Below are 25,457 nucleotides of genomic sequence, written 5' to 3' on the forward strand. Positions count from 1 at the left end.
CCTTTCTGTTTGTATTGACCTCTCTCTTTTTCACCAGATTTATTGCGTACGCCAGTCTCTTCGCCGTGCCACGCACCTCGAAGCCTTCGCTTCTCGGTCGTGGGGCTTCGCCCTATGTCAGCTTCGATAAGACGGTCTGTGTGCCAGCACACACCAGCTTTTCCTGACCTCGGCTTTCTTCGCCGTGCCACGCACCTCGAAGCCTTCGCTTCTCGGTCGTGGGGCTTCGCCCTATGTCAGCTTCGATAAGACGGTTTGTGTGCCAGCACACACCGTCTTTTCCTGACCTCGGCTTTCTTCGCCGTGCCACGCACCTCGAAGCCTTCGCTTCTCGGTCGTGGGGCTTCGCCCTATGTCAGCTCCGATAAGACGGTTTGTGTGCCAGCACACACCGCCTTTTCGAAGCTGACGCACGGCTCAGTTCCTGCACGCAAAATAGGTCAGCCGCAAGGACTGACCTGATTATTCGCATCAATCCTCTTATTGTTCGATTGCTCGCTCAGGTTGGCACCTTCCGTTTCCGGGGTTGCCGTGGCTTCGCAGGTCCTTTGTACCTCCACCACTCTGAATAAGAGAAAGTTCGTATATTTAATTTCTACGTTGCCTATAATAGCACTAATATGATAATCCGTCAATATGCATTTAATGGATTTTGCTTTTTAGGAAACCTTAAGCTTGAACTTTTGAATTTCCCGCTCAGTGGAAACGCGCTCAATGACGGCTCCCAGACCTCTGAGTTTTTCTTCGAAGCATTCGTAGCCTCTCTGGATATATACGATGTCGTCAACGATTGTCACGCCGTCCGTCGCAAGTCCGGCAATCACAAGGGCCGCGCCTGCACGGAGATCGGGAGCGCTCACTCTTGCGCCCGAAAAGCTGCTTACGCCCTCGATTGTCGCAGAATTTCCTTCGATTTTAACATTGGCCCCCATACGTGCCAGTTCATCCAAATATTTGAATCTATTTTCAAAAATACTCTCTGTAATCGTACTTGTCCCTTTGCACAGAGCTAAAGTGACGCCGATCTGGGGCTGCATATCGGTCGGGAATCCGGGATAAGGCAGTGTTTTTACCTGTGTATTGCTCAGGTCTCCCTTGGAAACCACGCGCACTGCGTCATCAAATTCTTCCACTTCACACCCAATTTCCAGCAATTTGGCGATGGTCGCCTCCAAATGCTTCGGTATAACGTTCAGCACTGTCACATCCCCGCGGGTCGCGGCAGCCGCGAACATAAATGTGCCCGCCTCAATCTGATCGGGAATGATAGAGTAAGATGTCTTGTGAAGTCTCTGTACTCCACGGATTTTAATCACGTCGGTTCCGGCGCCTCGGATGTTTGCCCCCATACTATTCAAGAAGTTGGCAATATCAACCACATGAGGTTCCTTGGCAACATTTTCCATAATGGTCAGACCCTCTGCCATGGATGCCGCCATCATGACATTGATGGTCGCGCCCACGCTTACGACGTCAAAGTAAATATGCTTCCCTACAAGCCGGTCAGCCTCTGCTATTATCTTGCCATGTTCAATATCCACATCGGCCCCCAGCGCCCGAAAGCCCTTTAAGTGCTGGTCAATGGGACGGCTTCCGATATTGCATCCTCCCGGAAGAGCCACTTCGGCATGTTTATATTTTCCAAGCAATGCGCCCAGCAAATAGTAAGATGCCCTAATCTTTTTAATATAATCATACTCAATATCGAAACTTCCGATATTTTTTCCGTTAATTTTAACAGTGTGACGGTCAATGCGCTTTACTTCTGCGCCGATACCGCTTATCGCTTCCAATAAAACATTAATATCATTTACATCCGGAAGATTGTCAATTAAAACGGTTTCATCCGTCATTATAGCCGCAGCTAATATAGCAAGTGCTGCGTTTTTTGCTCCGCCTATTTCTACTTCGCCAACAAGCGGATTGCCGCCCTTGATAATATATTGTTCCATATTACACCTCTACTGCTGGTTTCCTTCCCTCAAAGCTTCACTTACTTGTCTTTATATTTATTATTTCTAAAATAAAAAACCTCATACTTTTATATCACTGGCATTCCTGCCATTGTATGATGTTTTTTCCGATACTTTCAAATTTTAATTGTTATGATATTCTCAAGACAGTATAGCACATCCACATGGATTTTGTAAAATCTTTTCTACTCCCGAGCAAAGATTTTGTAAAATTTTTGTAACATTTTGTTGTAAAATGTTACCTTTTTTCCAATGCGTTCAGCACTTTTTCAATGGTTTCTTCCAAGTCGATCCCGTCTTCGCAAACGGTGATATCTGCATATTTTTCGAATAAAATTACGCGCTCATTGTATAAGTCTTGAAGTGTCTGGCCTTCTCTAAGTGTAACGCCACGTTTTTCGGCATTTTTCAAACGGCTTCGAATTGTGTCAAAAGATGCCTGAAGGTAAACTATGGTACCAATTTTTTTAAAGTGCTCCATCGCGTCTTCACAGTATACTACGCTTCCCCCCGGTGCAATCACCGCATGTTCTGCTGTTACTTCTGCATTTACCCGATTCTCAATCTTAAGGAAGCCGTCAACCCCTTCTTCGGCGATAATTTCTCGAAGAAGCTTGTTCTCCTGCTTTTGAATCAGCAGGTCTGTGTCAATGAACTCATATCCCAGACGCTTTGCTGCCACTACGCCCACTGTACTTTTACCTACCGCCGGCATACCTATAAATATGACATTTCTCATATGTACTCCGCCTTTCGATTCCCTTATCGTTCTGTATCACAAGGTACTTTAGCATACTTCAGCCGTAAATGGCACAAGGCAGCCCTTTATGGACTGCCCAGCTATTATAGCAGACCTTGCCGGAATTATCAATAGCTTTTCCGTTGCTGTAGCTATATTACCACAACGGGATTCTTCTGCATTTCCGGTGGCTGCACCGTCTCCGCAACAATTCCTGATAGAGAAGCAGCTCCACCATGTCACGCACTCTGTCCGGCTTCGGCGGTCTTCTTCTTACCTGCGCCTTGAGTGATGTCTCCTCAATTTCCACTTCCTGCTGCTCCAATTCGTCGAATTCTTCCTGGCTCATCACATTGTCATAAATCCGCCTGCACATTAAACGGAGCTGCAGTTTATCCGGATACTCGTCAAATATCATACTGTTATCGTATTCCATCCGGTCGCACTCTTCCTCCACATACGGCAGAATCCGTTTCGCCATGTCCGGATACATGCTCTTTAAGTACTCATAATCCCTCTCCTCTATCTTGTCATCATCAAACAAATACGGCGTCGGGTACATCATATAATAAGGCAGCTTCTGTTCCATTGGGCACACTTCCATTTCCTAAAACTATATATCTTATCATATGCGCCACTTACCGTTCGGTGCATTGGGGACAGGTCCAACTCGTTAGGAACATCGTTGGAGACATCGTTAGGGACAGGTCCCGATGCGTTGGGACCTGTCCCCCTCTACAATTTGGATAAAATATCTGCAAACGGTGTGTTTATCGGCTCAGTTTTTTGATTATTCAGATATTTTTGTACGTCTTGTTTTTTTACCCCGGCTCCTTCTTTTTTGCGGCGTTCTTGGAAGGCGGACAATTTTTCTTTATGTCCGCAGGTGCAGACGAAGATTTGTGCCTCTCCTTTTCCTCGGAGCTGCATCTTTTTATGGCAGACGGGGCAGCGGGCGTTGGAGGTGCGGGAGACGGTCTCCCGGTAGCCGCATTCTCGGTCTTGGCAGACGAGCATTTCGCTGTTTTTGCCTTTGACTGCCAGCATGCGTTTGCCGCAGTTCGGACACTTGGTATTCGTCAGGTTATCATGCCGGAAATTCCCCTGCCCTGCTTTGATTTCTGTCAGGACTTCTTCTGTGTACCGCTCGATGTCTTTCATGAATGACTGCCGTTTGAGTGTTCCTTTTGCTATCTGCGAGAGACGCATCTCCCAGTCTGCGGTGAGTTCGGGCTGTTTGAGCCCTTCCGGCACCAGCTCGAGAAGCTGCCGTGCCTTAGAGGTCAGGTAAATGTCTTTTCCCCGCTTTTCCAGAAGGAAGCTTGCAAAGAGCTTCTCGATAATATCCGCCCTCGTGGCGACCGTGCCCAGTCCTCCAGTCTCTCCTAGTGTCTTTGCCATAGCTCTATCCTGCGACTCCATATAAGCGGCCGGATTTTCCATGGCCGACAGAAGGGTAGCTTCATTAAAAGGTGCCGGCGGCTTTGTCTTCCCTTCGGTCAGTGCGATGTGGAGGCCGGCTAACCTCTGGCCTTTTGTCAGCTCTGGAAGTGTCTGTCCTTTCAGGCTGCCTCCGTCCTCCGCATTTTCATCCGCTTCCTCCCCGTCAGCGAAGTCCTCATTCTCATAGACCTCCTTCCAGCCCGGATGCTTCACGGTCTTTCCGGACGCCAGAAATGTCTCCTGCCCTATCGTAACGGTCACCTGAGTCTGTTCATATTCAAAAGGCGGGTACAATACCGCCAAGAAACGTCTGACTACTAAATCATATATTTTCCGTTCTTCATTGGTCATATGTGTCAAATCCACAAACTGCTCCGTCGGGATAATAGCGTGATGGTCGGATACCTTTGCGTCATTGACAAAATTCATTTTTGAAGGAAGTGGCCGTTTCAGCACTGTGGCCGCCGCCTTGCGATAGGGGCCTACGCTGCAGGCCGCAAGCCTGTCCTTGAGGGTGGGAACAATATCCTTGCTGAGGTAGCGTGAATCCGTCCTCGGGTAAGTCAGCACTTTATGGTTCTCATACAATCTCTGCATGATGTTAAGTGTCTCCTTCGCCGAATAGCCAAAGCGCTTGTTCGCGTCCCTCTGCAGCTCTGTCAAATCATAGAGAAGCGGCGCATATGTCTTCTTCGGCGTCTTTCGAATCTCCGACACCACCCCATCCTGATGCTCAATCTTCTTTAAAATCCCCCCGATTTTTTCTTTATCAAACGAGCGGAAACTTTTGGACTTTTGCTCCTGCCAAGTCAAGGTCAGTCCCTCTCCCTTTGCAGACATCCCATAATAGCTTTTAGGGACAAAGTTCTTAATCTGCGCTTCCCGCTTAGCAATCATGGCAAGGGTCGGCGTCTGAACCCTTCCACAGGACAACTGTGCATTATATTTACAAGTCAATGCCCGGGTAGCATTGATTCCCACAAGCCAATCCGCCTCCGCCCGGCACATAGCCGCGTCGTACAGCGTATCGTAGGCATGGCCGTCCTTCAAATGTTCAAACCCTTCCCGGATTGCCTTATCCGTCACCGACGATATCCAGAGCCGTTTAATCGGCTTTTTACTGCCGGCCTTCAATAAAATCAGCCTCGCCACCAGCTCGCCTTCCCGTCCCGCGTCCGTGGCAATGATAATTTCTCCCACGTCATTTCTGTGAATCAGGCCCTTCACCGCCGCGAACTGCTTTCCGGTCTGCTTAATGACCTCCAGCTTAAACGGATTCGGCTTCATCGGAAGAAGCTCCATCCTCCACTCCTTATACTTCTTGTCATAATCCTCAGGGTCTGCCAGCGTCACAAGGTGTCCCAGCCCCCATGTCACAATATATTTGTTCCCCTCTATCGCGCCGTTCAGCTTTTTCGTGCACTTTAACACCCGGGCGATATCCCGCCCCACCGACGGCTTTTCAGCAATTACCAATGATTTCATATGTTTTCCTCCCTATTACAGTATCTCTGCTACAATAATGTTGCCACCCAAGCCTCGATGGACTGGGCCAATATCAATTGCTGCCGCAAGACAGCCATGCCTGTTTCCGGAATTCCCGGATTGCTCTCCTTCTCCCGGATATTTTCCTCCAAATAAGACTTTAAGTGTTCTATATTTTCCTTTATTCTTGTCAGACACTGCCTCTGCTCTTCCTCCGGCAGGCTAGGCAGGTTTACAATCACTGCATTAAAATCCAGAAAAAAATGTATAGGCTGTGCGGCTATCTCAAACATAAGAGCCTCGAACTCCTTCTCCCCTTCTTTCGTTAAAGAATAGAGCACTTTCTCCGGCATCTTTCCCTCTTTCACAGTACTCCCTTTCACGAATCCCTTCTCCTCCAGCTGAATCACTTTTTTATAGATTGAGGGCGTACTGATTTTTACCCATTTCGATATGTTTCGATACTCCACTAACTTTTGAATGTCGTAGGCACTGAGCGCCCCTTTTTTCAACATCCCTAATACAATCAAATCAATCGTTGCCATATTGTACTCCTTTTCGCTTGACACTTACTGTAAATTATAGTAGTATAATCATCGTTAGTCTATATACTATATTTTATAGTAGTATACATTATATTATAAATACTGAAAGGAGAATTTACTAATTATGCAAGAACAAAACAAAAAAATGAAACTTCTCGACAGCGCACCAGTGCCAAAGGCGCTTTTAGCGCTGGGGCTTCCTACCATGATCGGCATGCTCATCAATGCCTTGTACAATCTGGCGGACTCCTATTTCGTCGGTGGACTCGGAACCGCTCAGCTGGGGGCGCTCACCGTGGCTTACCCGCTGGGTCAAATCATTGTAGGACTGGGGCTGTTATACGGTAACGGAGCCGCCTCCTGCCTCTCAAGGCAGCTGGGCCAAGGTGACATGGAAAATGCAGAGAAGACCGCCAGCACCGCTCTATACAGCAGCATTTGCACAGGAGCAGCAGTCATCGCCTGTTGTCTGATTTTCTTAAAACCGCTTTTGGAAATGCTCGGGGCAAGTACAACAGTAATGCCCTATGCCGTCACTTACACCAGTATCTACATAGTATTCTCCCTCTTTAATGTATTTAATGTGACAATGAATAATATCGTATCAAGTGAAGGAGCTGCAAAAACAACCATGTGCGTGCTGATGGCCGGGGCCGCGCTGAATGTCGTCTTGGATCCACTCTTTATCTATGTATTGGATTTTGGCATTGCCGGCGCCGCTATCGCTACCGGCATTTCCCAATTCGTTTCTACACTGATATACATCATCTACATAGTCCGGAAAAAAAGCGTGTTTACTTTCAACGTCAAAAACTTCTGCCCCTCCAAAACAATCATGTCTGAAATATTAAAAATAGGCATCCCGACACTTGTGTTCCAGCTGCTCACCAGCCTCTCCATGTCTCTAGTCAACGACGGGGCTAAAGCATACGGTGATTCCGCTCTGGCTGCCATGGGGCCTGTGACAAAGATGATGTCGGTAGGAAGTCTAATGGTATTCGGATTTTTAAAAGGACTGCAGCCAATCGCAGGATACAGCTACGGTGCAAAAAAGTATGAACGCCTTCACAAGACAATCAAACTATCCATTATCTGGTCCACCATTTTCTGCGCTGTCTTCGGCTTAACCGTAGCTGTATTTTCATCGTCGATCATATCAGGATTTACGCAAAATGATACAGAAATGATTCGGGTGGGACAGACCGCGTTGAGGGCAAATGGCCTATCTTTCGTTCTTTTTGGATTCTACACGGTGTATTCGTCACTGTTTCTCGCACTGGGAAAAGCCAGAGAAGGGTGTTTCCTAGGAGCCTGCAGACAAGGAATCTGTTTTGTCCCCCTCATCCTGATTCTTCCCGCCCTCTGTGGCTTGAAGGGGATTCTTTATGCACAGCCGGCGGCCGATGTCATCTCTGCTGTCATCACCGTATTTATGGCTTTACATCTGCACAGAAAGCTGAATGCGGAAATAATGAAGTAGAAATATGTTTACAAATTCAAAATCTCACGGTATAATAAGCACTGGGAATGAAGTTCTCCCATGGGAAACCTAAACCGCTTTTTAAGCTGATGACTTCTGTGATTTTCATGTCGCAGGAAGCATCAGCTTTTTTGCGTCCAAAGGAGGATTTATTATGTTAACATCACTCGCTCTCATTTTTCTTGTAGGTCTGGCAATGGCTGCTATCTGTCAGAAGTTTAAATTGCCACGTATTATCGGTATGCTGATAACAGGTATCGTTCTGGGGCCGTATATCTTAGATTTGCTGGACTCGTCTATTCTGTCAATTTCCCCTGATTTACGGCAAATGGCACTTATCATTATCCTGCTAAAAGCAGGGCTTTCCCTCGATTTGTCAGACCTCAAAAAGGTGGGACGGCCTGCGGTCATGATGTCGTTCTTGCCGGCCACTTTTGAAATATTAGCTTTTTTTCTATTTGCCCCACCTATACTCGGTGTGACAAAAATGGAAGCCGCCGTCATGGGCGCTGTACTTGGGGCGGTATCCCCGGCGGTCGTCGTGCCAAGGATGGTTCAGCTTATAGATATGAAATGCGGAACTTCCAAAAGTATCCCGCAGTTAATCATGGCTGCCGCCTCCTGTGATGACATTTTTGTAATTGTACTATTTTCAACTTTTATCAGCATGGCACAGGGCGGAAGCGCAAATCTCATAGATTTTGTAAATATTCCAATTTCCATAGTGCTAGGCATTCTATTAGGTATGATTGCCGGATTTATTCTCAGCCAATTTTTTGAAACTGCTTATGCTCACAAGCATTGCGTCAGAAACAGCATGAAGGTAATCATCGTATTGGGCGTTTCATTTATGTTGATGGCCATTGAAACATGGCTGAAAGGCACCGTGTCCATTTCCGGCCTGCTGGCAGTTGTAAGTATGGCCTGTACGCTCAAAATAAAAAGTATTTCATTTGTCTCAAAAAGATTGTCAGAGAAATTCGGGAAAATATGGCTTGCGGCGGAGGTCATATTGTTCGTGCTGGTAGGTGCGGCGGTTGACATCCGTTATACCTTAAGCGCTGGTTTAGCTGCAGTCGGTATGATTTTGATTGCGCTTGTATTTCGGTCAGCCGGCGTCTTTATCTGTCTATTAGGGACTCAGCTCAATTTGAAAGAGCGCCTTTTCTGTATTATCGCATACCTGCCTAAAGCAACCGTACAGGCAGCGATTGGTTCGGTTCCCCTATCGCTGGGACTGCCCTGCGGTAAAATTGTACTGTCCGTGTCTGTATTAGCAATTCTGATTACCGCTCCTCTGGGGGCGCTCGGAATGGATATTAGTTATAAAAAGTTACTTTGATTATTGATAAAAATACCGATCAGGAAATCGCGTTGTTTGATATACCCTCCAACCAGAACTAAGGCTACAGACAAATTAACGGAATGGGCAGCTCCATTTATTGGAATTGCCCATTCCGTTTCTCATCTAAAATATTGTTTAACTATCGACAGTATTATCATCAGCAAAACTACTGCCTGGACGACTCGTGGAAATACAGACGTATCTTCAAATTCTCTTGTCCCCGCAATAATGTCCGGCTCATGTTTATTTTCTTTGAACTGAAAACCTTCTATATAATGTTTCCATCCCGTTTCATCTGTATAGACTTGAACATAAGGGGACGATAGATAACGATGCACCGGAAGCCGGTATGCCTGACTATCAAACTCATTGGCAATCCCCGTATCTAAGTTCATAATCTCCACTGTCAGATAATAATAATGATGATACTGTCTTCTTCTGCTACTGTCCTCGTAAGTCTCGATTTTTCGCACTACATTTACAATCTTGCCCGGACGTACATCGCCAAGGCGAATCGCTTCTCTTCTTTCCCGTCTATAAAAATAAGCACTCCGCGCACACTGTATTACCATATATACCGGAAGCAGCCCCGCCACTATAAAAATCAAATAATTCATTCTGAAGCCAGAGCGGAGTATATTGACCAGAATCGTTGAATACCAGAAAATTATAAAGGCAGTCTGAAACCATACCCCTGTTATCTCCTCCTGTACCGGACGAAATTTACGTACAATCATGCTGCTCCTCCTTCGCGCTATCCATGGCATTACATGGAACCACTTTCCCTCACCCTACAATTATAGAAAATTTTCTAAATATTGTAAAGAAGCGGTATAATAGAATATAATGACTGTTTATCCCCGTTGACCTTCCCCCTAGGGCAAGGTGTAAAATATCACAATAGAAGGAGAACACTCTATGTTATCTATCGGAGAATTTTCAAACATTTGTAAAGTATCTGCAAAAACCCTTCGTTATTATGCCGAAATCGGACTGCTTCTGCCTGAAGTCATCAATCCGGAAAACGGCTACCGCTACTACTCTATCGAACAGCTAGAGAAAATGCTCTTAATAAACCGTCTGAAATCCTACCACTTTACTTTGGAGGAAATCAAAGGACTGCTGGAACGGGATGATTCCCCGGAGAAGACACTATATCTAGAACTCCTGAAAAAGAAGCGCGAGCTTGAAAAGCAGTTACAGGACTTTGAAAAGAATTTAGACCAGTTAAAGGGTGACATTGCAGAACTCAGGCAGGGCAAATCTCTTCTCTCTTACCTCGAGCATATTGATGTGCGGCTGGTAGAAGTTCCTACGATGTACCTGCTGTCAATCAGGAAAATGGTACAGGAGGATGATTTTCCTTCCGAATATAGAAATTGTTTCGGCAGATTATTCCGCAGAATAACAGAGGACAAATTGACTATATCGGCTCCGCCCATGGTTCTTTTCCACAGCTCTGAATATACTCCAACGGGTCTGGACACAGAATTTGCCATCCCGATAAAAGAATTTGTTACCGGCACAAGAGACTTCCGTCCGGGACTGTGCCTAAAAACAGTCGTCTATGGTTCTTACTCCAACTTGACCTACGTATATACTAGACAGTGTGAATGGGCAGAAAAAGAGGGGTACGAAAATACCGGAGCACTCTACGAAGTATATGTGACCGATCCTTCTCAAGTTTCAAAAGAAAGCGAGCTTATCACAGAAGTCTATTACCCTGTAAAAAAACGGCCGCAAAAGGAGAAAACAAATGGAACAAGAAAAAGTGAAAGCGTTGGAAGCGTTAATCCAGAAGGACTATAGCAACACGGCTGGCGTTGCTGTCCTCAAAGACGGTGAAATGATTTATGAGCATTATTTTAACGGATGCTCTGCCGACAGTACCATCCATGTCTATTCAGTTACGAAAAGTATCATTTCCATTTTATTCGGGATTGCTCTGGACAAAGGATATATCAAAGATGTCCGGCAGAACGTATTGGATTTTTTCCCGGACTATACAATCAAAAAAAGAGAAAAAACCATACAGCACATCACTCTTGAGGACATGCTTACGATGGCGGCGCCGTACAAATACAAATTTGCCCCTTATTTCAAATACTTTACAAGTAATGACTGGGTAACTTTTACCCTTGACTTATTGGGAGGCAAAGGACAAATTGGTGATTTCAGATATGCGCCTCTTATCGGACCAGATATTTTATCCGGTATACTGATAAAGGCAACGGGGCAGTCCGTATTCGATTTTGCTGCCGAGAATTTGTTCTCTCCGCTGGGAATACATGTAGAGCAAAACATTGTTTTTCGCAGTAAAGAAGAACAGATGGTGTTTAACAAGGCGACAAACATCAGCGGATGGGTGACCGATGAGTCCGGCACCAACAGCGCCGGATGGGGACTTACACTTTCGCCGATGGATATGGCAAAGATAGGCCAGCTATATCTGAATGAGGGAATGTGGCATGGCCGGCAGATTGTACCCGCAAGCTGGGTCGCCGCCAGTACCAAGGAGCATAGCAGGTGGCAGCAGCAGAATCTGTCCTATGGGTATCTATGGTGGACTGACGTGGATAAAGATCATAGCTATGCAGCAATGGGTGATGGCGGAAACATCATTTATGTTAACCCGGAAAAAAAGATAGTGGTCGCAATGGCCTGCCTATTTGTACCTCGGGCGAAAAATAGACTTGAGCTTATTGATAAGGGATTTTTCGACTAGGGAAAATTACCTAGTCAAGCATGCTTGGACATACTTAAAAATGATTTAGCAAAATCATAAAGCTCCTGACTCACTTCCTCCCATAGTTTCACATCACGGACCGTATCCGTATGTTTCAATACCGTTTCTTTGACAACGCTCTCCAGCGTATACTTGGCCGCCGGACATCCGCTGCAGCCTCCAATAAGTTTTACATAAGCAATATTATCTTTTATATCCACAAGCTGTATATTTCCATTGTGTCCTCTTAAATCTGGGCGCACATAATTTTCCAAAATAGTCTCTATCTCTTGATACTTTGTTTCCATCTTTTTCTCCCTTCCTTGGAGGCGTGCTGCCGCCTGTAACAGGCAGACGGCAGCACCAAGAAATCTGTTAATACATACAATGAAACCGGGACTCGAACTCTTTTATCAAATCATTCCTAAAATCCGGGTGGGCTATTTCAATCAATGCTCTCGCCCTATCTTTTAATGTCCTGCCACGGAGCTTGGCAATCCCATACTCCGTCACCACGTAATCGACATCGGTACGGGAAGTGGTCACCGCCGCACCTTTGTCAAGGAACGGTACGATTTTAGATATCGTTCCCTTTCCCGCCGTGGAACCAATAGCAATAATAGACCGTCCCCCCTTGCTGATTTTAGCTGCCCGTACGAAATCCATCTGCCCACCGACTGCACTAATCTGAGTAAGCCCCACACTCTCGGACGCCACCTGCCCCATCAAATCTACCTGCACACAGGAGTTGATTGAGACAAGGTTGTCATTCTTTCCAGCCACATAGGGGTCATTTACATAATTTACCGGGTACATAGCAATCGCCTGATTATCGTCTGCGTAGTCATAAAGACGCTTTGTCCCCATGAGGAAAGTGACCACCGCCTTACCCGTATGGAAATTTTTCCGTGCATTTGTCACTACTCCGCTTTCAATCAATTCTACTACTCCGTCGGAAATCATCTCTGAGTGGATACCCAGATCCTTTTTATTCTTCAAAAACAAAAGCACTGCATCGGGGATTGCTCCGATTCCAAGCTGAAGGGTATCCCCATCTTTGATTAACTTCGCACAATTCTCTCCGATAGCCCGCTCAGTCTCCCCTATTTTCGGAAGGGCCAGCTCCAGAATCGGATGGCTGATTTCCACAAAGCAGTCAATCTGAGACACATGAAGAGCCGTATCGCCAAGTGTTCTGGGCATCTCCGTATTCACCTGAGCAATGACTTTTTTCGCCATTTGAGCCGCGGGAAGTGTATAATCCACGGAGACTCCCAAACTGACATATCCCTGCTTATCCGGAGGCGATACTTGAATGACCGCCACATCCACCGGAAGTTCCTCTTGAAAGAGGCCGGGGACCTCACTGAAGCTGCAGGGTGTAAAATCCGCCCGTCCCTCTTTCACTGCCAGCTTTGTAAATGCCCCTACAAACAGGGAGTTTACCCGAAAGTGGCCTTGCATCTCCGGTTCCGCAAACTTGGCATTTCCCATGGATACCATCTGTACTATCTCTACATTTTCATAATCATCTTTATGAGCGGCCAGCACATCGGTAATCGCCAGAGGCACCCCTACTGCATGGCCGATTACCACGCGGTCGCCGGAATGGATAAGCTTGATGGCATCCTCGGCGCTCATAGTCCGCTCTTTATATAATTTCTGCCATTCCATTGTGCTTACCTCCGTCCTTTATTCTTTAATCTTTGCAATCTTTTTCGCCAGCTCTTTCTTCATCGGCAGGTTCCCCTGACGTGAAATCATAATGCGCTGGGCCTGCGGGCTTCCCGCACCATGCATGGACTCCGTGCGGTATCCCACCGCGGCCGAACCAAGGCAGAGATTCTCAATCAGACGAAGGATACGGAGGCGGTTTTCCACCGTTACGCCTTTGGCCGCCGCCATGTATTTCTCCACATAGGGACCGGTCACCGGACTTCTCAAATCTGCCTCGGACGGAGCGGTCACCACGATACCTCCTGCAATATCTTCTGCCAGACGCGCAATTTCATAAGGAAATCTGGTCACATTCTGCTTGCAGACATTAGCAAGAAGCAGGTCAATCATGTAATTTCCAGACTCTGTCCGTGTACCTTCCGCTGAACACGCGATACCACAACAGTATAGCGTCTCATTCAAATGAGTCATCTCAATCAATTTATCCTTAATGTGGGAAGCCTTAGCACATCCGTTGTATTCTGCCGCAACGGCCGCCGCACCGATCAATACATCACCCACGCCCACCTTACATCCGCCGTAGCTCTGTCTGTGATAACCGGCAAACCGCTCCACCATCATCCCCGCAAACTCGCTCTCTCCGTTCAGGAATATACGGTCATTTGGTACAAATACGTCATCAAATACGACCAGTGCCTCCATGCCGCCGAATTCACTGTTTCCTACGTCCAGTTCCGAACCTTCCAGTTTTCTCGTGTCACAGGACTGCCTTCCCACAATCATGATTATACCTTCCGCATCGGTAGGCACTGCGAAGGAAACAGCGTACTCCTTATCCTCAGGCCCCATAGAAATGGTTGGCATCACTATCATTTCCTGTGAGTTGATAGCCCCAGTCTGGTGCGCTTTCGCTCCACGTACTACAATCCCATCTTCCCGCTGTTCTACGACACGCAGATACATATCCGGATCCGGCTGTGCATGCGGTGCAAGGCCACGGTCCCCTTTCGGGTCCGTCATAGCCCCGTCCACCGTGAAATCTTTTTCCTGACAATACTTGGCATACTCCACAAAGTTCTTGTGATAATTAGTTCCATACTTTTTATCAATTTCAAATGTTGTGCTGAACACTGCATTAAACGCATCCATCCCTACACATCTTTGGAAACAGGCGGCCGTCTGCTGGCCCAGCATCCTCTGCATCTTTACTTTTTTCACCAAATCCTCTGTCCCCTGATGAATATGTAAAAAGCGATTGATTTTTTTCCCTGTAAACGAAGACGTCGCCGTCATCAAGTCCTCAAACTCCGGATTGCAGGCTAAATCATAGGTAGCCTTAACCGAATTCAGTGACGGCCTTAATATCGGGTCATCTACAGGATTATCAATCTTCTTGCCAAACATATATACCTGAAGATTCATTTTCCGCATGCTCTCTACATACTCTTCCCCTGTCATCATAGCCATAACCATTCTCCTTTTCATATGATATTTTAATATATAATTAGAAAATCCCAATCTTCTTTAATTCATGAATTGATTTCCAGCCTTCGGTCAATGGCTCTTTCAGGCATGCCTCTACTTCGTCTCTGTCACGGAAGGTGAAGCCATCGATTGGCACAGTTCCCGCCGGGAAGTCTTCCAGAATGTCATCTATCATTTTCACAATATATTTGCAGATTGCGAGGACAGGCCTCTTTGCCTTAAATGCGTCTCCACGAGAAGGATAACCTACAACTCCTTCTGGTGTACCGTAACGCTCGATCATGCTCTGCCCTTCTCCTTCTGACCATGTATGGGGCCTCTGCATACTATCCACGGAGGTATCGTAATGGTTCCTGAGCGTGAGCGGTTTTGCCTGTGCATCTACACATACACTCATATCCACCATGCTTGGGAACAGAAGATTGGCAACTGCCGTCTCGGCCTCGTCTGCGTGAATGAAATGTGTGGTGAGCGAGTCTGCCCTGTCAATCGGTACCCAGAATTCACGGATAGCCCTATGCCACTCTAACTCAGATACGATAGCCGGAACTTGAAATCTTTTGAAAAATTCCTGAACCGCCGCCTCAAGCATCCATTTGTGCCCGTGGTTGTTGACCAGAATAATTTTACGGAAACCGTCATCCCAAAGTCCGGCCAATGTGTAAATAAGTGTCTCGCGCACTACTTCTTCACTCATGATCACCGTACCCGGCATACCGATATGATGGTATGGATGTCCGCCGTAATTTAGCGGCGGAAGTGCAACGGCTACTTCATAGCCTTTCTTTGCCGTATAACGTCTGACCGCCTCACAGATAGCTGTGCACATGTATGTGTCAAGACCAGACGGATTATGGATACCGTGATTCTCAGTGCAGCCGATTGGTACAAGCACAATATCGTTTTTACGCTGTTTCTCTTTCACCTTATATCTCGGTGTATTCTGGATATATGTACCTGCAATTCCAATCTCACATTCATTGACGTTAGGAATATCAAAATCCTCTTTTAATACCTTCTCTACTTCCTCGAAAGGCATATCGAATACTTCTTTTTTCAATCTTCCAATTTCTGTGTCCTCAAAATTAATTTGTGGATAATCTGTTGTCAACCATTTGTCTGCCATAATATTTCTCTCCTTTTTTATTTTTTTTAGTATTACAAGACCGGATGTAATTGCCGGTCAGGCTTTCTGGTAATTTATCCCTCAGGTTTACAGCTTCCATTTTATTATAATCTGGCCTGATAGATTTCCTGAATCTCCTCCTGTGTCAGAGGCACATAATTATTTTTCAAAAGTCTCTGTTGATTCTCCACGGTGCTTGCGGCAAATACCGGAATATCAGCTTCTGTCACCCCATAGTCTTTCATATCTTTGCGCGTCAGGACCTCCGCCAGCAGCTTCTCCAGAATCTCAATTCCATCCTCTATCCCGGCCGCTCCTGAAAATCCATTTTCATCTGCAATACGGCGGATAAGATTGTTCAGCTTCTTTATTTTACCCTCCGGTTTTTTCTCCTGATATTTGCGCAGCACATCAGTAAAAAATTGATAGTTGCTTTCCCCGTGAGGCACATGATATTTTGCGCCCAGTGCATAGCTCATGGCATGCACCGCCGCACATCCACTGTTTCCAAATGCAATCCCCGCATAGTTGCTTGCTTTCAAATACATTTTGCTGTCGGCAAACCGGACATTTTCACCTGTTTTGGCTATCCGGCAGTAACCGGATAAAATCCCCTTCATAGCCTCCACGGAAAACATCTCTGTATAGTCTGTACAGATTGGACTCAGATAAGATTCTACTGCGTGAATCAATGCATCGATGGAACTGGACGCAAAGACGTAGTACGGAAGTGTCTTCAAAAATTCCGGGATAAGAACAGCATAGTCAGCGAACATCGCCGGAGAAGTAAGCCCCATCTTGGTGCCCTTTCTTGTGCGGTTGATGATAGAAATATTTGTCACTTCACTGCCTGTACCACAGGTGGTCGGAATAATGATCAACTCTTTTGATTTTGCAAGTTCCTTCTTGTCATAGAGTACATCTACATTCTCAGCTCCCTCCAAAACAAGAATTTTAGCAATATCAATAATCGTGCCACCGCCCACTGCGACTACCCGTTTTATATCTAGTTCATTTATCTCCCTCAGAATGGCATCTACCATCACATCGGTCGGTTCTCCCGGGCCATAATTTTCCTGAAATATATAACTGCAGTCCAAATCCTCCTTTTTCATAATCGGATCATAAATATATTCATTCGTCAGGATTAAATCCTTGCCTCCAAGTGAAAATTCATCCGCAAACTCAGCAAATGTATCAAAGCTGTCTATCTGGGGCTCTATCAATAATTCTTTCATCCCTTACCCTTCTTTCTTTGCCATGCATGTTATCGCTGCCTCTTTGATGCTTATAGCATCCATTTTATATTTTTTCACTAGATAATCCGTCTTGCCGACCTCGCTGAAGTGGTCCCTAGTCCCTATATATTCCATCGGCACCGGGCATTCTTGCACTAGTACTTCGGCAATAGCACTTCCAAGGCCGCCGATGATGTTATGGTTCTCACAACTCACGGCACATCCAGTTTTTTTCACTGACCGGACAACCGTCTCACGGTCGACAGGCTTTATCGTATGCACATTGATGACTTCTGCCTGTATTCCTTCCAATGTCAAAAGTTCTGCTGCCTCAATAGCCTCCTTCACCTCAATGCCACTGGCAAACAACGTAACATCTGTTCCCTCCCTCATCACATCTGCCTTGAATAATTCAAACTGATAATCCTCTCTCTCAAAATATGTCTTTGCCGGAACTTTTCTGAAAAGCCGGATATAAACCGGCCCGTCATAAGAAAAAATCTGCGGCAGCGCCTGTGCAAGCTGGGCGCCGTCCACCGGCTCGTAGATTACCATGCCCGGAATGGAACGCATCACGCCTATATCTTCCTGTGTCATATGAGTCCCCCCGTTAAATGCCGCGGCAATACCGGGATCTGTTCCCACAATTTTCACATTTTGTTTTGCGTAAACAATGGATATCGTCACCTGATCACAGATTCTTCTTGTAACAAAGGGGCAGAAGGAAAAGATAAAAGGTTTGTATCCGTAACTTGCAAGCCCTGCTCCGATGGAAGCCATATTACATTCCGCCACTCCTACATCCAGCGCACGCTCAGGAAACTTATCTCGGATTCCCAATGTACCGTTGGCTCTTGCAAGGTCGGCATCGATAATAACCACCTTCTCATCTTCCTCCATCTTCGCCTCTATCCAGTCTGCCATTACCTTACGCATCTCTATCGCCTCGTACATTGCTCACACCCCCTTTTTAGTTCTTCCAAAGCAATCGACCGTTCCTCCGGTGAAATATTAACATTGTGGTTATTCATCCATTTTGCTTCCAGAAAAGACACACCTTTTCCTTTGAGTGTATTCAAAATAATCATGGACGGTCTCCCCTTTTTACTCTTTGCATCGGTGACTGCGTCGTCAATGGCTTCCACATCATGCCCGTCTACACTGTATACGTTCCAGCCAAATGCTTTCCACTTATCGGCCAGAGGCTCCAGACCACTGACTTCTTCCGTTCCTCCGTCCAACTGCATTTTGTTATAATCTGTAAAGCAGATCATGTTGTCCAGTTTTTTATGGGCCGCATACATGGCTGCCTCCCATATCTGTCCTTCATTGGTCTCTCCATCCCCAATCATAGCGTGGACCCAGGCACCATCTCCGGAAAGTTTGGAGCCAAGCGCAATTCCCACGGCACAGGACAGTCCCTGCCCAAGAGAGCCGGCTGTCATATCTACCCCCGGAGTCCTTACCATATCCGCATGGCTTGGGAGTGAGGTGCCCGGCTTGTTCAATGTCTTTAACAGCTCCAACGGAAAGTAACCTTTATCAGCCAAAGCTGCGTAGAGCGCAGGACCGGCGTGTGCCTTGGAAAGAACAAATCTATCTCTTCCTTCCATCTTGGGGTTGTTAGGGTCAATATTCATGTGCTTATAATAAAGCACAGCCAGTGCCTCCACCATCGACATGCTTCCACCGGCATGCCCAACGCCCAATTCTCCGATTTCATCCATAGTCAGATACCGTATTCGGATACATTTCTGGTTCAGAAAATCTTTCAGCTGCTTATCCATTATTCTCCTCCTTTTTATTTTACATTTTGGTTGAATTCATTTGGTATACCGCTCTATCTATTTTTTTGTCCACCTTTTAGGTGGACCATTTTTTTCCTATTCAAACAAGATTATAGTAGATAATATCTCTCTTTGTGTATACTTTTTACTTCTACGATATGTTCCACTATCGCTTCCTGTGCTGTCTTGCTGTCGCCTGCCAATATCGCATCCAGCATTTTTCTATGGGCACGAATCGCGATATCCCGCACTTTACTGTCATCTTTGGCCGATATAGCCATCTGCTTGATCTGGTCATAAATCACAGAAATCGCGTTTCTTAATCTTGTATTCTGAGCACCGTCCGCAATCGCAACATGTATCTTCATATCAATATCCATGAAGGCCTCGTGTTCATCATTTTTGTAGGCTTCTTCCTGTGCCGCCATATACGTTTGGAAAAGCTCAATTTTCTCATCTTGAATACGCTCCATGAATAATTTCATGGCCATGCGCTCCAACGCTTCCCGCATTTCAAATATCTCAATCATATCGCGGAATTCAATTTTCTTTACATATACACCCTTGCCTTCAATGACCTCAACTAATTCATCATTCGCCAGTTCTCTTAAAGCCTCCCTGACCGGTGTTCGGCTGATGCCAAGCATCTCACATAACTGCCGTTCTACTAAAGGAGCGTCTTTTTTTACTTTGCCGTTTACAATAATTTTTTTAATTCCGTCATATGCTATCTGCTTTTTGGAGGGTGTGCAGGCTAATATTTTTTTGTTCATCTTTCCTCCTATCCTTTCAGAACCACCATCAAAACTGTCATAATCACCATACTGCAAATAATAGATAAAGAATTTGCAAACCCTGCCAGTTCGATATCTCCCTGCATCTTATCAGTAAAAATAAGGCTGAGCGCCGCAATGGGAGAAAACATTACGATTGCCAGTGCGTTTCGAAGCTCTCTTTCCAGAGGAAGACAGGTTATAATCAGCAGGGAAAGCACTGCCGACAAAATGATTCTGGAGACAAGAAGCTTTCCAACTTTTATCAGTTTCTCACGAGGCAGCTTTATCTCAAACATCATGCCTATCATAATCATACAGACAAATGCGTTAGCGTCACTTACCTTTCCTGTGAACCTAAGAACAATTTCCGGCAATTCCACTTGCAGAACCTTCAATGTTATCATGCATATATACGCCAGAAAGGGGGGCGAGGACAACATCCTTTTTACTGCAAATGCAATACTAATTTTTTCTTTCTCTCTTCGTCTTTTCAAGATAGCGCTGGCACATACATAACTCGCCCCTGAGGGCATTACTGTCCCCCCTGCATCGAACATGCATGCCGCCACTACCCCCTGCGCTCCCAATGTGTTTTGAATAAAGGGCAGTGCGAAAGTTCCCATACTGAAGCCGGGAGTATTCAGCATATAAAATATCTTATCTTCATCGCTGCCCTTCCTACACAGGATATACGCCCAAAGCTGGAGGAGACAGTTGACGGCCAACCCCATCAAAGGGATAAGAAACAATGAATTCTTCCATTCAAATCGCGAGAAGCTCGTGACAATTACACAGGGAAGGGTCAGATACATCACAAGTTTTGTCAGTACCCGGTAGTCATATTTATCGAAAAGTCCTGCCTTTTTTAAAATATATCCCAGCGCAACAATCAATATCAGAACCATCGACTGTACGATAATATCCGCCATTCTTTCTCACCGCCTTCTGTCTCAGTACCTATAAATTTTTACTTAATTCCCCACATCTCTTTGTATTCGTCGAGATTTTCATCTGTCACCATGACCGCGTCAATCAATGTCTGCTCTTCCAGCTCTTCGCCATCCCAATATTTTTTCAGGCATTCAATAGCCGTCTCCCCCTGCAGCCATGAGGCATCGTCCGCTGTGAGTGCGATACGTCCGTCAATAACGGCTTCAATCATTTCTTTAAATGCATTGATTGTGACAATCTTAATCTCATCAGATCTGCCAGCCTGTGAAACCGCTTCAGCAGCCCCCAGCGCCATCTCGCCTGCCGCAGACCAAATCATGTCAACCTCCGGATATTTCTGAAGAAGATTCTGTGTGACAGTGAGTGCTTCCTGCCTTGCATAATTAGCGGTCTGAGAATCCAGCACGGTGATATCGGGATATTCTGCAAAACCGTCAGTAGCGCCTTTCTGTCGGTCAATAGAAGTCTGGGAACCAGTGGTGCCTTCCAAAATCAGCACATTCCCTTTTCCGCCTATTAGCTCGGCGCCTGCCTTGGAACATTCATAAGCCATACCGTAGTTGTCGATTGCCACAAAGGTTAGATACTCTACCTCTTCATCGTAAAACATGGTATTCACATTGATAATCGGAATATCCGCCTCATTGATCTGCTCAATGGCCGGCGTAATTCCGTCCGAATCTGCTGGGACGATACAGTATGCATCTGGCGGGTCCAACAGAGACTGTTCCAGAAGCTGAATCTGCTCTTCGTTGTTGTCTGCCTCGATAGGTGCAAGCACTTCACATTCCCAGCCGTATTCCTCAGCCTTAGCTTTGGCATACTCCCCCATAGAGACAAAGAAATCACTATTAGAGTTCTTTACCATAAAGACGATTTTCTTTTTGTCGGAAGTTTCTCCTCCGTTTTCTCCCTTATCATCCTTTCCCGTACCTCCGCCGCATCCGGCAAGCAGACCTACACACATGCCCATTACAAGTAACACTGATAACACCTTTTTCATTTCGTTTCCTCCTTTTACTTTAGTTAGTTAATCTATATCCCCATGCCCGGCATGGATATATTTATGACTGTGAGGCTTCCGCCAAAGAAACCTTATTTCCCAATTTCTCCATACCACGCTCCATAATAATGGAAATTATAATAACCGCTCCGATTACAAACTGCTGCCAAACGCTCGGCACGCCAATCTGTATCATACCGTTGGTAAGAATCAGCATGATCAGCGCTCCTACAAAGGCATTGCTCATTTTTCCTTTGCCACCCCCGAAAGCAGTACCGCCTATTAGCGTTGCCGCTATAGCTTTGATTGCAAAGTCCGAACCGATTACCGGCTCCGCACTTCCCAGATTGGCAATATAGAGAACTGCTGCCAGTCCAATAATTACGCCGGAAATCATGTAGGAAATCGTAATCACACGCCCTGTATTGATTCCCGAAATGGCTGCCGCCTCTTTGTTCTTACCGATAGCGTATACAGCCTTCCCAAAGGTTGTCCTGCCAAGCAGAAACATCATAATCAGCAGAATTACAAGGCTGATAATAAAAAATGTATACTTACTTGAGGTAAAAATAGGTCTGAATTTAGGTCCGAAATCATATATTTGTTTTCCACCCAAAAGTACCAGTGCAAATCCCCGTAAAATCCACTGCATGGAATAGGTCGTCACAAATGCGGATACTTTTACTTTGGATATTAGGATTCCCATAATCAGTCCCATGACCAGTCCCATCACAATACCGCCGAAAATGCCCAGCCAGGGATTGTAAGTCTTATTTAATATCAATCCAACAAAACAAGATATCAAAGCTACGCCGGAACCGATAGAAAGATCGATACCGTTCAAGAGAATCGCCAATGTCATACTGATGGCCAAAAGCATAAGAAATGGCACTTGCTGCAATACGATATTGGTAACATTGCCCCATTTTGTCGGAGACCAGAACGTATCCGTAGCTATAGAAAAGAAGGCAAAGAGTACAATCAAAATAAATACTCTCGAATATTTGAGCATGCTTTTTGCTAATTTGTATCTATTCATCTCTGTATATCCTCCTTGTCTTTTTAATTAATTTTTGATTTTCACTGATTACATCTACTACAATAATCAGCAGTATAAAAATGCCTACCAGTGTCTGCTGCCAATAGGAGGATACCCCCATCAACTGAAGTCCCGCTTTGAAGGCCTGAATGACCAGTGCTCCGATAACCGTTCCGCCCAGACCGCCCTTTCCTCCTTCAAATGGTGTCCCACCGATAATAACAGCAGCAATGGCATCGAACTCATAGCCATTGCCAATCGTAGCACTGGCAGAGTTGGTTTTAGATACAAGCAGCACACCCCCAAGTCCTGCTAAAATGCCGGAGATAGCATACACTAGTATTCTGATTTTGGGCACCACAATCCCAGACTGTGCCGCGCACTGCTCGGAATCTCCCACCGCATAGATATGCATGCCGAATCTCGTTCGTGCCAGAAGAAGCATCATAATCACTACTATAAGAATTGTGATAATAATGACGTTGGACACTGCCCCACCCATCTTTCCGTCCGCCACATGGCGGAAGGTCTTGGAAAAGCCTGCGATGATATTTCCGTTTGTCACCACTTGAGCCAGCCCGTATCCCATGCTCATAGTCGCAAAGGTGACCAGCCAATAATTGTATTTGAAAATGCCTATCATAACACCGTTTATCAATCCAAATGCAAGCCCCACTATAATACCAATTAAAAAAGTAATCAGAATCTGTACTGCCGTAGGTTCTTCAAATCTGGAAAGGTACATCGCGCTTATCATAGCGCTGGCCGACATAACGCCGCCGATGGACAAATCAATCTGGGAGCTTAAGATAGCCATAGTCATTCCGATAGAGATTATCAACAGCACCGCAGTATTTTTCAAAATATTGTCAAAGTTTCTAGGCTGGGAAAAATTAGGTACAAAAATCAGCATCAATACAACCATCAGCAGGGATGCCCACATAATTCCGGACACTTTTTTTATATTTTGTTTCACCATCATGAACGCTCCTTTCCTCGGAGCGCCACTTCAAGAATGGCCTCCTGTGTAAATTCTGCTTCTTCCCTTGTTATCTCTCCCGCAAGCTCGCCGTCCTTCATTACATACACTCTGTCCGATATTCCAAGGAGCTCCGGCAGGTCGGAAGAAATCATCATAATTGCAGCCCCTTCTTTGGCCAGCCTGTCCATGATGGAATAGATTTCGTATTTGGCCCCTACATCAATGCCGCGTGTAGGCTCATCAAAAATCAGGAACTTGCTTTCTGTGGCAAGCCATTTGCCAAGTACCACTTTCTGCTGGTTTCCTCCCGAGAGCTCTTTCACCAGCTTTTCTCCCGATGTAGTAGCTACGGCCAAATCTTTTATATATTTCTCAGAAAGCTGATTCTCCACTTTTTTATCAGCGATTCCGTTTTTAAAAAGCTTTCTTGCCACTGCCTGTACAATGTTTTCACTGATGGACATATCCAGAAACAGTCCTTCCTTCTTTCGGTCTTCCGGCAAAAGAGATATCCCTGCGTCTACTGCTCTGGTGGTAGAGTAATGTCTTTCATTTGCTTTCTTTCCATCTAAGAATACCGCCCCAGATTCAATCGGATCGTAACCGAATATTGCTTTGGCAAGCTCTGTCCTCCCTGCTCCCACAAGTCCGGCTACCCCCACAATCTCACCTGCGTTGATGTGGATATCTACATTTCGGAATCTAAGCCCCGTAAGCTTATCTGTGCGCACCATCTCTTTCCCCGGTTCATTGTAATTGCGGGGGTAAGCATTCTCTATCTTCCTGCCTACCATCATCATGATAAGCTCCTGCATGTTAATTTCTTTAATTTCTCTTGTACCGATATAGGCGCCGTCCCGCATGACCGTTACTCTGTCCCCGATTTCCATCAGCTCCTGCATACGATGGGATATGTAGATAATGCTGGTTCCCTCGTCCCTCAATTTCCTTGTCAGTCTGAACAAGTTATCTATCTCTTTTGACGTTAGGCTTGAGGTGGGTTCATCCATTATCAGCACCTTGCTCTGAAAGGATAATGCCTTTGCAACTTCCACCATCTGTTGCTGTGCTATGCTTAAATCCCTTACCATCGTAGAAGGATCAATCTCAATTTCCAGACTGTCAAGCAGCTCTCTGCACTTTTCATTCATGGCCTTTTTATCAATCCAAAAACCTTTGACCGGTTCTCTTCCTATAAAAATGTTCTGAGCTACCGTACGGTTCTCCATCATGCTCAATTCTTGATGAATGATGTTGACGCCTTTAGCCTGCGCATCCAAAACATTTTCCGGCTTATATTCCCGTCCTTCCAATTTAAGTGTCCCTGAATCTATGGTATTCAACCCTGCAAGCATCTTTACTAATGTGGATTTACCGGCGCCGTTTTCGCCAATCACGATATGCACCTCTCCTTTATAGATATCAAAACTCACATCATTGACAGCAATGACCCCGGGATATTCCTTACGCAGAGATTCTATGTGCAGCATAACTTCTTTTTCCGCCATGTTATTATCTCCTTTCTTTTTCCTTCTCCCTTTTTGTATTCTTATAATAGCACATTTGGTATACCATGTAAATACTGTATTCTCTTTTCTCTTTTTTAACCAAAATTGTATATTTTCTTTTGGTTATATTGCTATTTTTCAACTCTTTAC

At 45.5% G+C, this 25,457-nt stretch carries 24 protein-coding genes and 2 riboswitches; of the genes, 4 read left to right on the plus strand and 20 right to left on the minus strand.

Translation table 11 applies throughout. The annotated features are described in order from the left end of the window. Nucleotides 1-112: 112 nt before the first annotated feature. From BN6465_RS20740 to BN6465_RS08255, 6 genes are all read right to left on the minus strand, one after another. Nucleotides 113-310, minus strand: a complete 198-nt coding sequence (locus BN6465_RS20740) for a hypothetical protein (protein WP_154670223.1) — start codon at nucleotides 308-310, stop codon at nucleotides 113-115. Between the two features lie 167 nt (nucleotides 311-477). Further along, a riboswitch (SAM riboswitch) is annotated at nucleotides 478-575 on the minus strand. Between the two features lie 84 nt (nucleotides 576-659). Further along, nucleotides 660-1,952, minus strand: a complete 1,293-nt coding sequence (locus tag BN6465_RS08235; RefSeq protein ID WP_066733333.1) for a UDP-N-acetylglucosamine 1-carboxyvinyltransferase — start codon at nucleotides 1,950-1,952, stop codon at nucleotides 660-662. Nucleotides 1,953-2,211: 259 nt separating this feature from the next. Next, on the minus strand, nucleotides 2,212-2,712 hold the full coding sequence (locus BN6465_RS08240; protein ID WP_066733335.1) for a shikimate kinase: 501 nt from the start codon (nucleotides 2,710-2,712) through the stop codon (nucleotides 2,212-2,214). A gap of 157 nt (nucleotides 2,713-2,869) precedes the next feature. Continuing rightward, the gene (locus BN6465_RS08245; RefSeq protein WP_066733337.1) at nucleotides 2,870-3,301 is read right to left on the minus strand and encodes a hypothetical protein; all 432 of its coding nucleotides are present in this window, start codon (nucleotides 3,299-3,301) and stop codon (nucleotides 2,870-2,872) included. A 146-nt stretch (nucleotides 3,302-3,447) separates the two neighbouring features. Then, complete coding sequence (locus BN6465_RS08250) at nucleotides 3,448-5,640, minus strand: DNA topoisomerase III (RefSeq protein WP_066733339.1); 2,193 nt, start codon at nucleotides 5,638-5,640, stop codon at nucleotides 3,448-3,450. A gap of 29 nt (nucleotides 5,641-5,669) precedes the next feature. Then, the gene (locus tag BN6465_RS08255) at nucleotides 5,670-6,185 is read right to left on the minus strand and encodes a PadR family transcriptional regulator (RefSeq protein WP_066733341.1); all 516 of its coding nucleotides are present in this window, start codon (nucleotides 6,183-6,185) and stop codon (nucleotides 5,670-5,672) included. Nucleotides 6,186-6,309: 124 nt separating this feature from the next. Here BN6465_RS08255 and BN6465_RS08260 point away from each other — a divergent pair, with 124 nt between their 5' ends. Further along, nucleotides 6,310-7,665, plus strand: coding sequence for an MATE family efflux transporter (locus BN6465_RS08260; RefSeq protein ID WP_066733343.1), 1,356 nt, complete (start codon nucleotides 6,310-6,312; stop codon nucleotides 7,663-7,665). Nucleotides 7,666-7,699: 34 nt separating this feature from the next. Further along, nucleotides 7,700-7,771: riboswitch (Fluoride riboswitch) on the plus strand. 48 nt (nucleotides 7,772-7,819) lie between these two features. Continuing rightward, nucleotides 7,820-9,007, plus strand: coding sequence for a cation:proton antiporter (locus BN6465_RS08265; protein WP_066733345.1), 1,188 nt, complete (start codon nucleotides 7,820-7,822; stop codon nucleotides 9,005-9,007). Nucleotides 9,008-9,129: 122 nt separating this feature from the next. On the opposite strand, the gene BN6465_RS08270 is transcribed toward BN6465_RS08265, so the two are convergent. Continuing rightward, complete coding sequence (locus BN6465_RS08270) at nucleotides 9,130-9,747, minus strand: hypothetical protein (RefSeq protein WP_066733350.1); 618 nt, start codon at nucleotides 9,745-9,747, stop codon at nucleotides 9,130-9,132. A 181-nt stretch (nucleotides 9,748-9,928) separates the two neighbouring features. Here BN6465_RS08270 and BN6465_RS08275 point away from each other — a divergent pair, with 181 nt between their 5' ends. Then, nucleotides 9,929-10,819, plus strand: coding sequence for a MerR family transcriptional regulator (locus BN6465_RS08275; RefSeq protein ID WP_066735159.1), 891 nt, complete (start codon nucleotides 9,929-9,931; stop codon nucleotides 10,817-10,819). After that, nucleotides 10,767-11,735: a serine hydrolase domain-containing protein gene (locus tag BN6465_RS08280; RefSeq protein ID WP_066733352.1), complete on the plus strand. Its 969-nt coding sequence runs from the start codon at nucleotides 10,767-10,769 to the stop codon at nucleotides 11,733-11,735. The genes BN6465_RS08275 and BN6465_RS08280 overlap by 53 nt, the downstream gene beginning before the upstream one ends. A 14-nt stretch (nucleotides 11,736-11,749) precedes the next feature. Here BN6465_RS08280 and BN6465_RS08285 read toward each other — a convergent pair whose 3' ends face one another. The 13 genes from BN6465_RS08285 to BN6465_RS08345 form a co-directional block, all read right to left on the minus strand. Then, a complete protein-coding gene (locus BN6465_RS08285) occupies nucleotides 11,750-12,043 on the minus strand; it encodes a NifU family protein (RefSeq protein ID WP_066733357.1) in 294 nt (97 codons plus the stop codon). A gap of 67 nt (nucleotides 12,044-12,110) precedes the next feature. Continuing rightward, entirely contained in the window at nucleotides 12,111-13,409 is a 1,299-nt protein-coding gene (locus BN6465_RS08290) for an acetyl-CoA hydrolase/transferase family protein (RefSeq protein ID WP_066733359.1), read from the minus strand. 18 nt (nucleotides 13,410-13,427) lie between these two features. Continuing rightward, nucleotides 13,428-14,879, minus strand: coding sequence for a 4-hydroxyphenylacetate 3-hydroxylase family protein (locus BN6465_RS08295; RefSeq protein WP_066733365.1), 1,452 nt, complete (start codon nucleotides 14,877-14,879; stop codon nucleotides 13,428-13,430). A gap of 37 nt (nucleotides 14,880-14,916) precedes the next feature. Next, nucleotides 14,917-16,023 (minus strand): 3-dehydro-scyllo-inosose hydrolase, encoded by a 1,107-nt coding sequence (gene iolN / locus BN6465_RS08300; protein WP_066733366.1) that lies wholly within the window; start codon nucleotides 16,021-16,023, stop codon nucleotides 14,917-14,919. Between the two features lie 104 nt (nucleotides 16,024-16,127). Beyond that, nucleotides 16,128-17,261 (minus strand): 4-hydroxybutyrate dehydrogenase, encoded by a 1,134-nt coding sequence (locus BN6465_RS08305; protein WP_066733367.1) that lies wholly within the window; start codon nucleotides 17,259-17,261, stop codon nucleotides 16,128-16,130. Nucleotides 17,262-17,264: 3 nt separating this feature from the next. After that, entirely contained in the window at nucleotides 17,265-18,215 is a 951-nt protein-coding gene (locus tag BN6465_RS08310; RefSeq protein ID WP_066733368.1) for a transketolase family protein, read from the minus strand. Continuing rightward, complete coding sequence (locus tag BN6465_RS08315; RefSeq protein WP_066733370.1) at nucleotides 18,200-19,048, minus strand: transketolase; 849 nt, start codon at nucleotides 19,046-19,048, stop codon at nucleotides 18,200-18,202. Before BN6465_RS08315 ends, BN6465_RS08310 begins: the two co-directional genes overlap by 16 nt. Nucleotides 19,049-19,158: 110 nt before the next feature. Next, complete coding sequence (locus tag BN6465_RS08320; protein WP_066733372.1) at nucleotides 19,159-19,821, minus strand: GntR family transcriptional regulator; 663 nt, start codon at nucleotides 19,819-19,821, stop codon at nucleotides 19,159-19,161. A gap of 8 nt (nucleotides 19,822-19,829) precedes the next feature. Next, complete coding sequence (locus tag BN6465_RS08325; protein ID WP_066733376.1) at nucleotides 19,830-20,753, minus strand: AEC family transporter; 924 nt, start codon at nucleotides 20,751-20,753, stop codon at nucleotides 19,830-19,832. Between the two features lie 38 nt (nucleotides 20,754-20,791). After that, nucleotides 20,792-21,778: a sugar ABC transporter substrate-binding protein gene (locus BN6465_RS08330; RefSeq protein WP_066733378.1), complete on the minus strand. Its 987-nt coding sequence runs from the start codon at nucleotides 21,776-21,778 to the stop codon at nucleotides 20,792-20,794. A gap of 61 nt (nucleotides 21,779-21,839) precedes the next feature. Next, nucleotides 21,840-22,817: an ABC transporter permease gene (locus BN6465_RS08335; RefSeq protein WP_066733383.1), complete on the minus strand. Its 978-nt coding sequence runs from the start codon at nucleotides 22,815-22,817 to the stop codon at nucleotides 21,840-21,842. Next, entirely contained in the window at nucleotides 22,810-23,796 is a 987-nt protein-coding gene (locus tag BN6465_RS08340; protein ID WP_066733384.1) for an ABC transporter permease, read from the minus strand. The genes BN6465_RS08335 and BN6465_RS08340 overlap by 8 nt, the downstream gene beginning before the upstream one ends. Further along, nucleotides 23,796-25,307: a sugar ABC transporter ATP-binding protein gene (locus tag BN6465_RS08345; protein WP_066733385.1), complete on the minus strand. Its 1,512-nt coding sequence runs from the start codon at nucleotides 25,305-25,307 to the stop codon at nucleotides 23,796-23,798. The genes BN6465_RS08340 and BN6465_RS08345 overlap by 1 nt, the downstream gene beginning before the upstream one ends. Between the last annotated feature and the right edge of the window lie 150 nt (nucleotides 25,308-25,457).

This window comes from Bariatricus massiliensis (assembly GCF_900086725.1).
Lineage (GTDB): Bacteria > Bacillota > Clostridia > Lachnospirales > Lachnospiraceae > Allocoprococcus > Allocoprococcus massiliensis.

Bases quoted from the DNA above. Each gene is read 5' to 3' on its own strand.
- BN6465_RS08260 (WP_066733343.1), top strand. From the start codon at position 6,310: ATGCAAGAACAAAACAAAAAAATGAAACTTCTCGACAGCGCACCAGTG.
- BN6465_RS08290 (WP_066733359.1), bottom strand. From the start codon at position 13,409: ATGGAATGGCAGAAATTATATAAAGAGCGGACTATGAGCGCCGAGGAT.
- BN6465_RS08335 (WP_066733383.1), bottom strand. From the start codon at position 22,817: ATGAATAGATACAAATTAGCAAAAAGCATGCTCAAATATTCGAGAGTA.
- BN6465_RS08285 (WP_066733357.1), bottom strand. From the start codon at position 12,043: ATGGAAACAAAGTATCAAGAGATAGAGACTATTTTGGAAAATTATGTG.
- BN6465_RS08240 (WP_066733335.1), bottom strand. From the start codon at position 2,712: ATGAGAAATGTCATATTTATAGGTATGCCGGCGGTAGGTAAAAGTACA.
- BN6465_RS08345 (WP_066733385.1), bottom strand. From the start codon at position 25,307: ATGGCGGAAAAAGAAGTTATGCTGCACATAGAATCTCTGCGTAAGGAA.
- iolN (WP_066733366.1), bottom strand. From the start codon at position 16,023: ATGGCAGACAAATGGTTGACAACAGATTATCCACAAATTAATTTTGAG.
- BN6465_RS08250 (WP_066733339.1), bottom strand. From the start codon at position 5,640: ATGAAATCATTGGTAATTGCTGAAAAGCCGTCGGTGGGGCGGGATATC.
- BN6465_RS08235 (WP_066733333.1), bottom strand. From the start codon at position 1,952: ATGGAACAATATATTATCAAGGGCGGCAATCCGCTTGTTGGCGAAGTA.
- BN6465_RS08320 (WP_066733372.1), bottom strand. From the start codon at position 19,821: ATGAACAAAAAAATATTAGCCTGCACACCCTCCAAAAAGCAGATAGCA.
- BN6465_RS08295 (WP_066733365.1), bottom strand. From the start codon at position 14,879: ATGGCTATGATGACAGGGGAAGAGTATGTAGAGAGCATGCGGAAAATG.
- BN6465_RS08265 (WP_066733345.1), top strand. From the start codon at position 7,820: ATGTTAACATCACTCGCTCTCATTTTTCTTGTAGGTCTGGCAATGGCT.
- BN6465_RS08315 (WP_066733370.1), bottom strand. From the start codon at position 19,048: ATGGATAAGCAGCTGAAAGATTTTCTGAACCAGAAATGTATCCGAATA.
- BN6465_RS08305 (WP_066733367.1), bottom strand. From the start codon at position 17,261: ATGAAAGAATTATTGATAGAGCCCCAGATAGACAGCTTTGATACATTT.
- BN6465_RS08280 (WP_066733352.1), top strand. From the start codon at position 10,767: ATGGAACAAGAAAAAGTGAAAGCGTTGGAAGCGTTAATCCAGAAGGAC.
- BN6465_RS08310 (WP_066733368.1), bottom strand. From the start codon at position 18,215: ATGTACGAGGCGATAGAGATGCGTAAGGTAATGGCAGACTGGATAGAG.
- BN6465_RS08275 (WP_066735159.1), top strand. From the start codon at position 9,929: ATGTTATCTATCGGAGAATTTTCAAACATTTGTAAAGTATCTGCAAAA.
- BN6465_RS08340 (WP_066733384.1), bottom strand. From the start codon at position 23,796: ATGGTGAAACAAAATATAAAAAAAGTGTCCGGAATTATGTGGGCATCC.
- BN6465_RS08330 (WP_066733378.1), bottom strand. From the start codon at position 21,778: ATGAAAAAGGTGTTATCAGTGTTACTTGTAATGGGCATGTGTGTAGGT.
- BN6465_RS08255 (WP_066733341.1), bottom strand. From the start codon at position 6,185: ATGGCAACGATTGATTTGATTGTATTAGGGATGTTGAAAAAAGGGGCG.
- BN6465_RS08270 (WP_066733350.1), bottom strand. From the start codon at position 9,747: ATGATTGTACGTAAATTTCGTCCGGTACAGGAGGAGATAACAGGGGTA.
- BN6465_RS08325 (WP_066733376.1), bottom strand. From the start codon at position 20,753: ATGGCGGATATTATCGTACAGTCGATGGTTCTGATATTGATTGTTGCG.
- BN6465_RS08245 (WP_066733337.1), bottom strand. From the start codon at position 3,301: ATGGAACAGAAGCTGCCTTATTATATGATGTACCCGACGCCGTATTTG.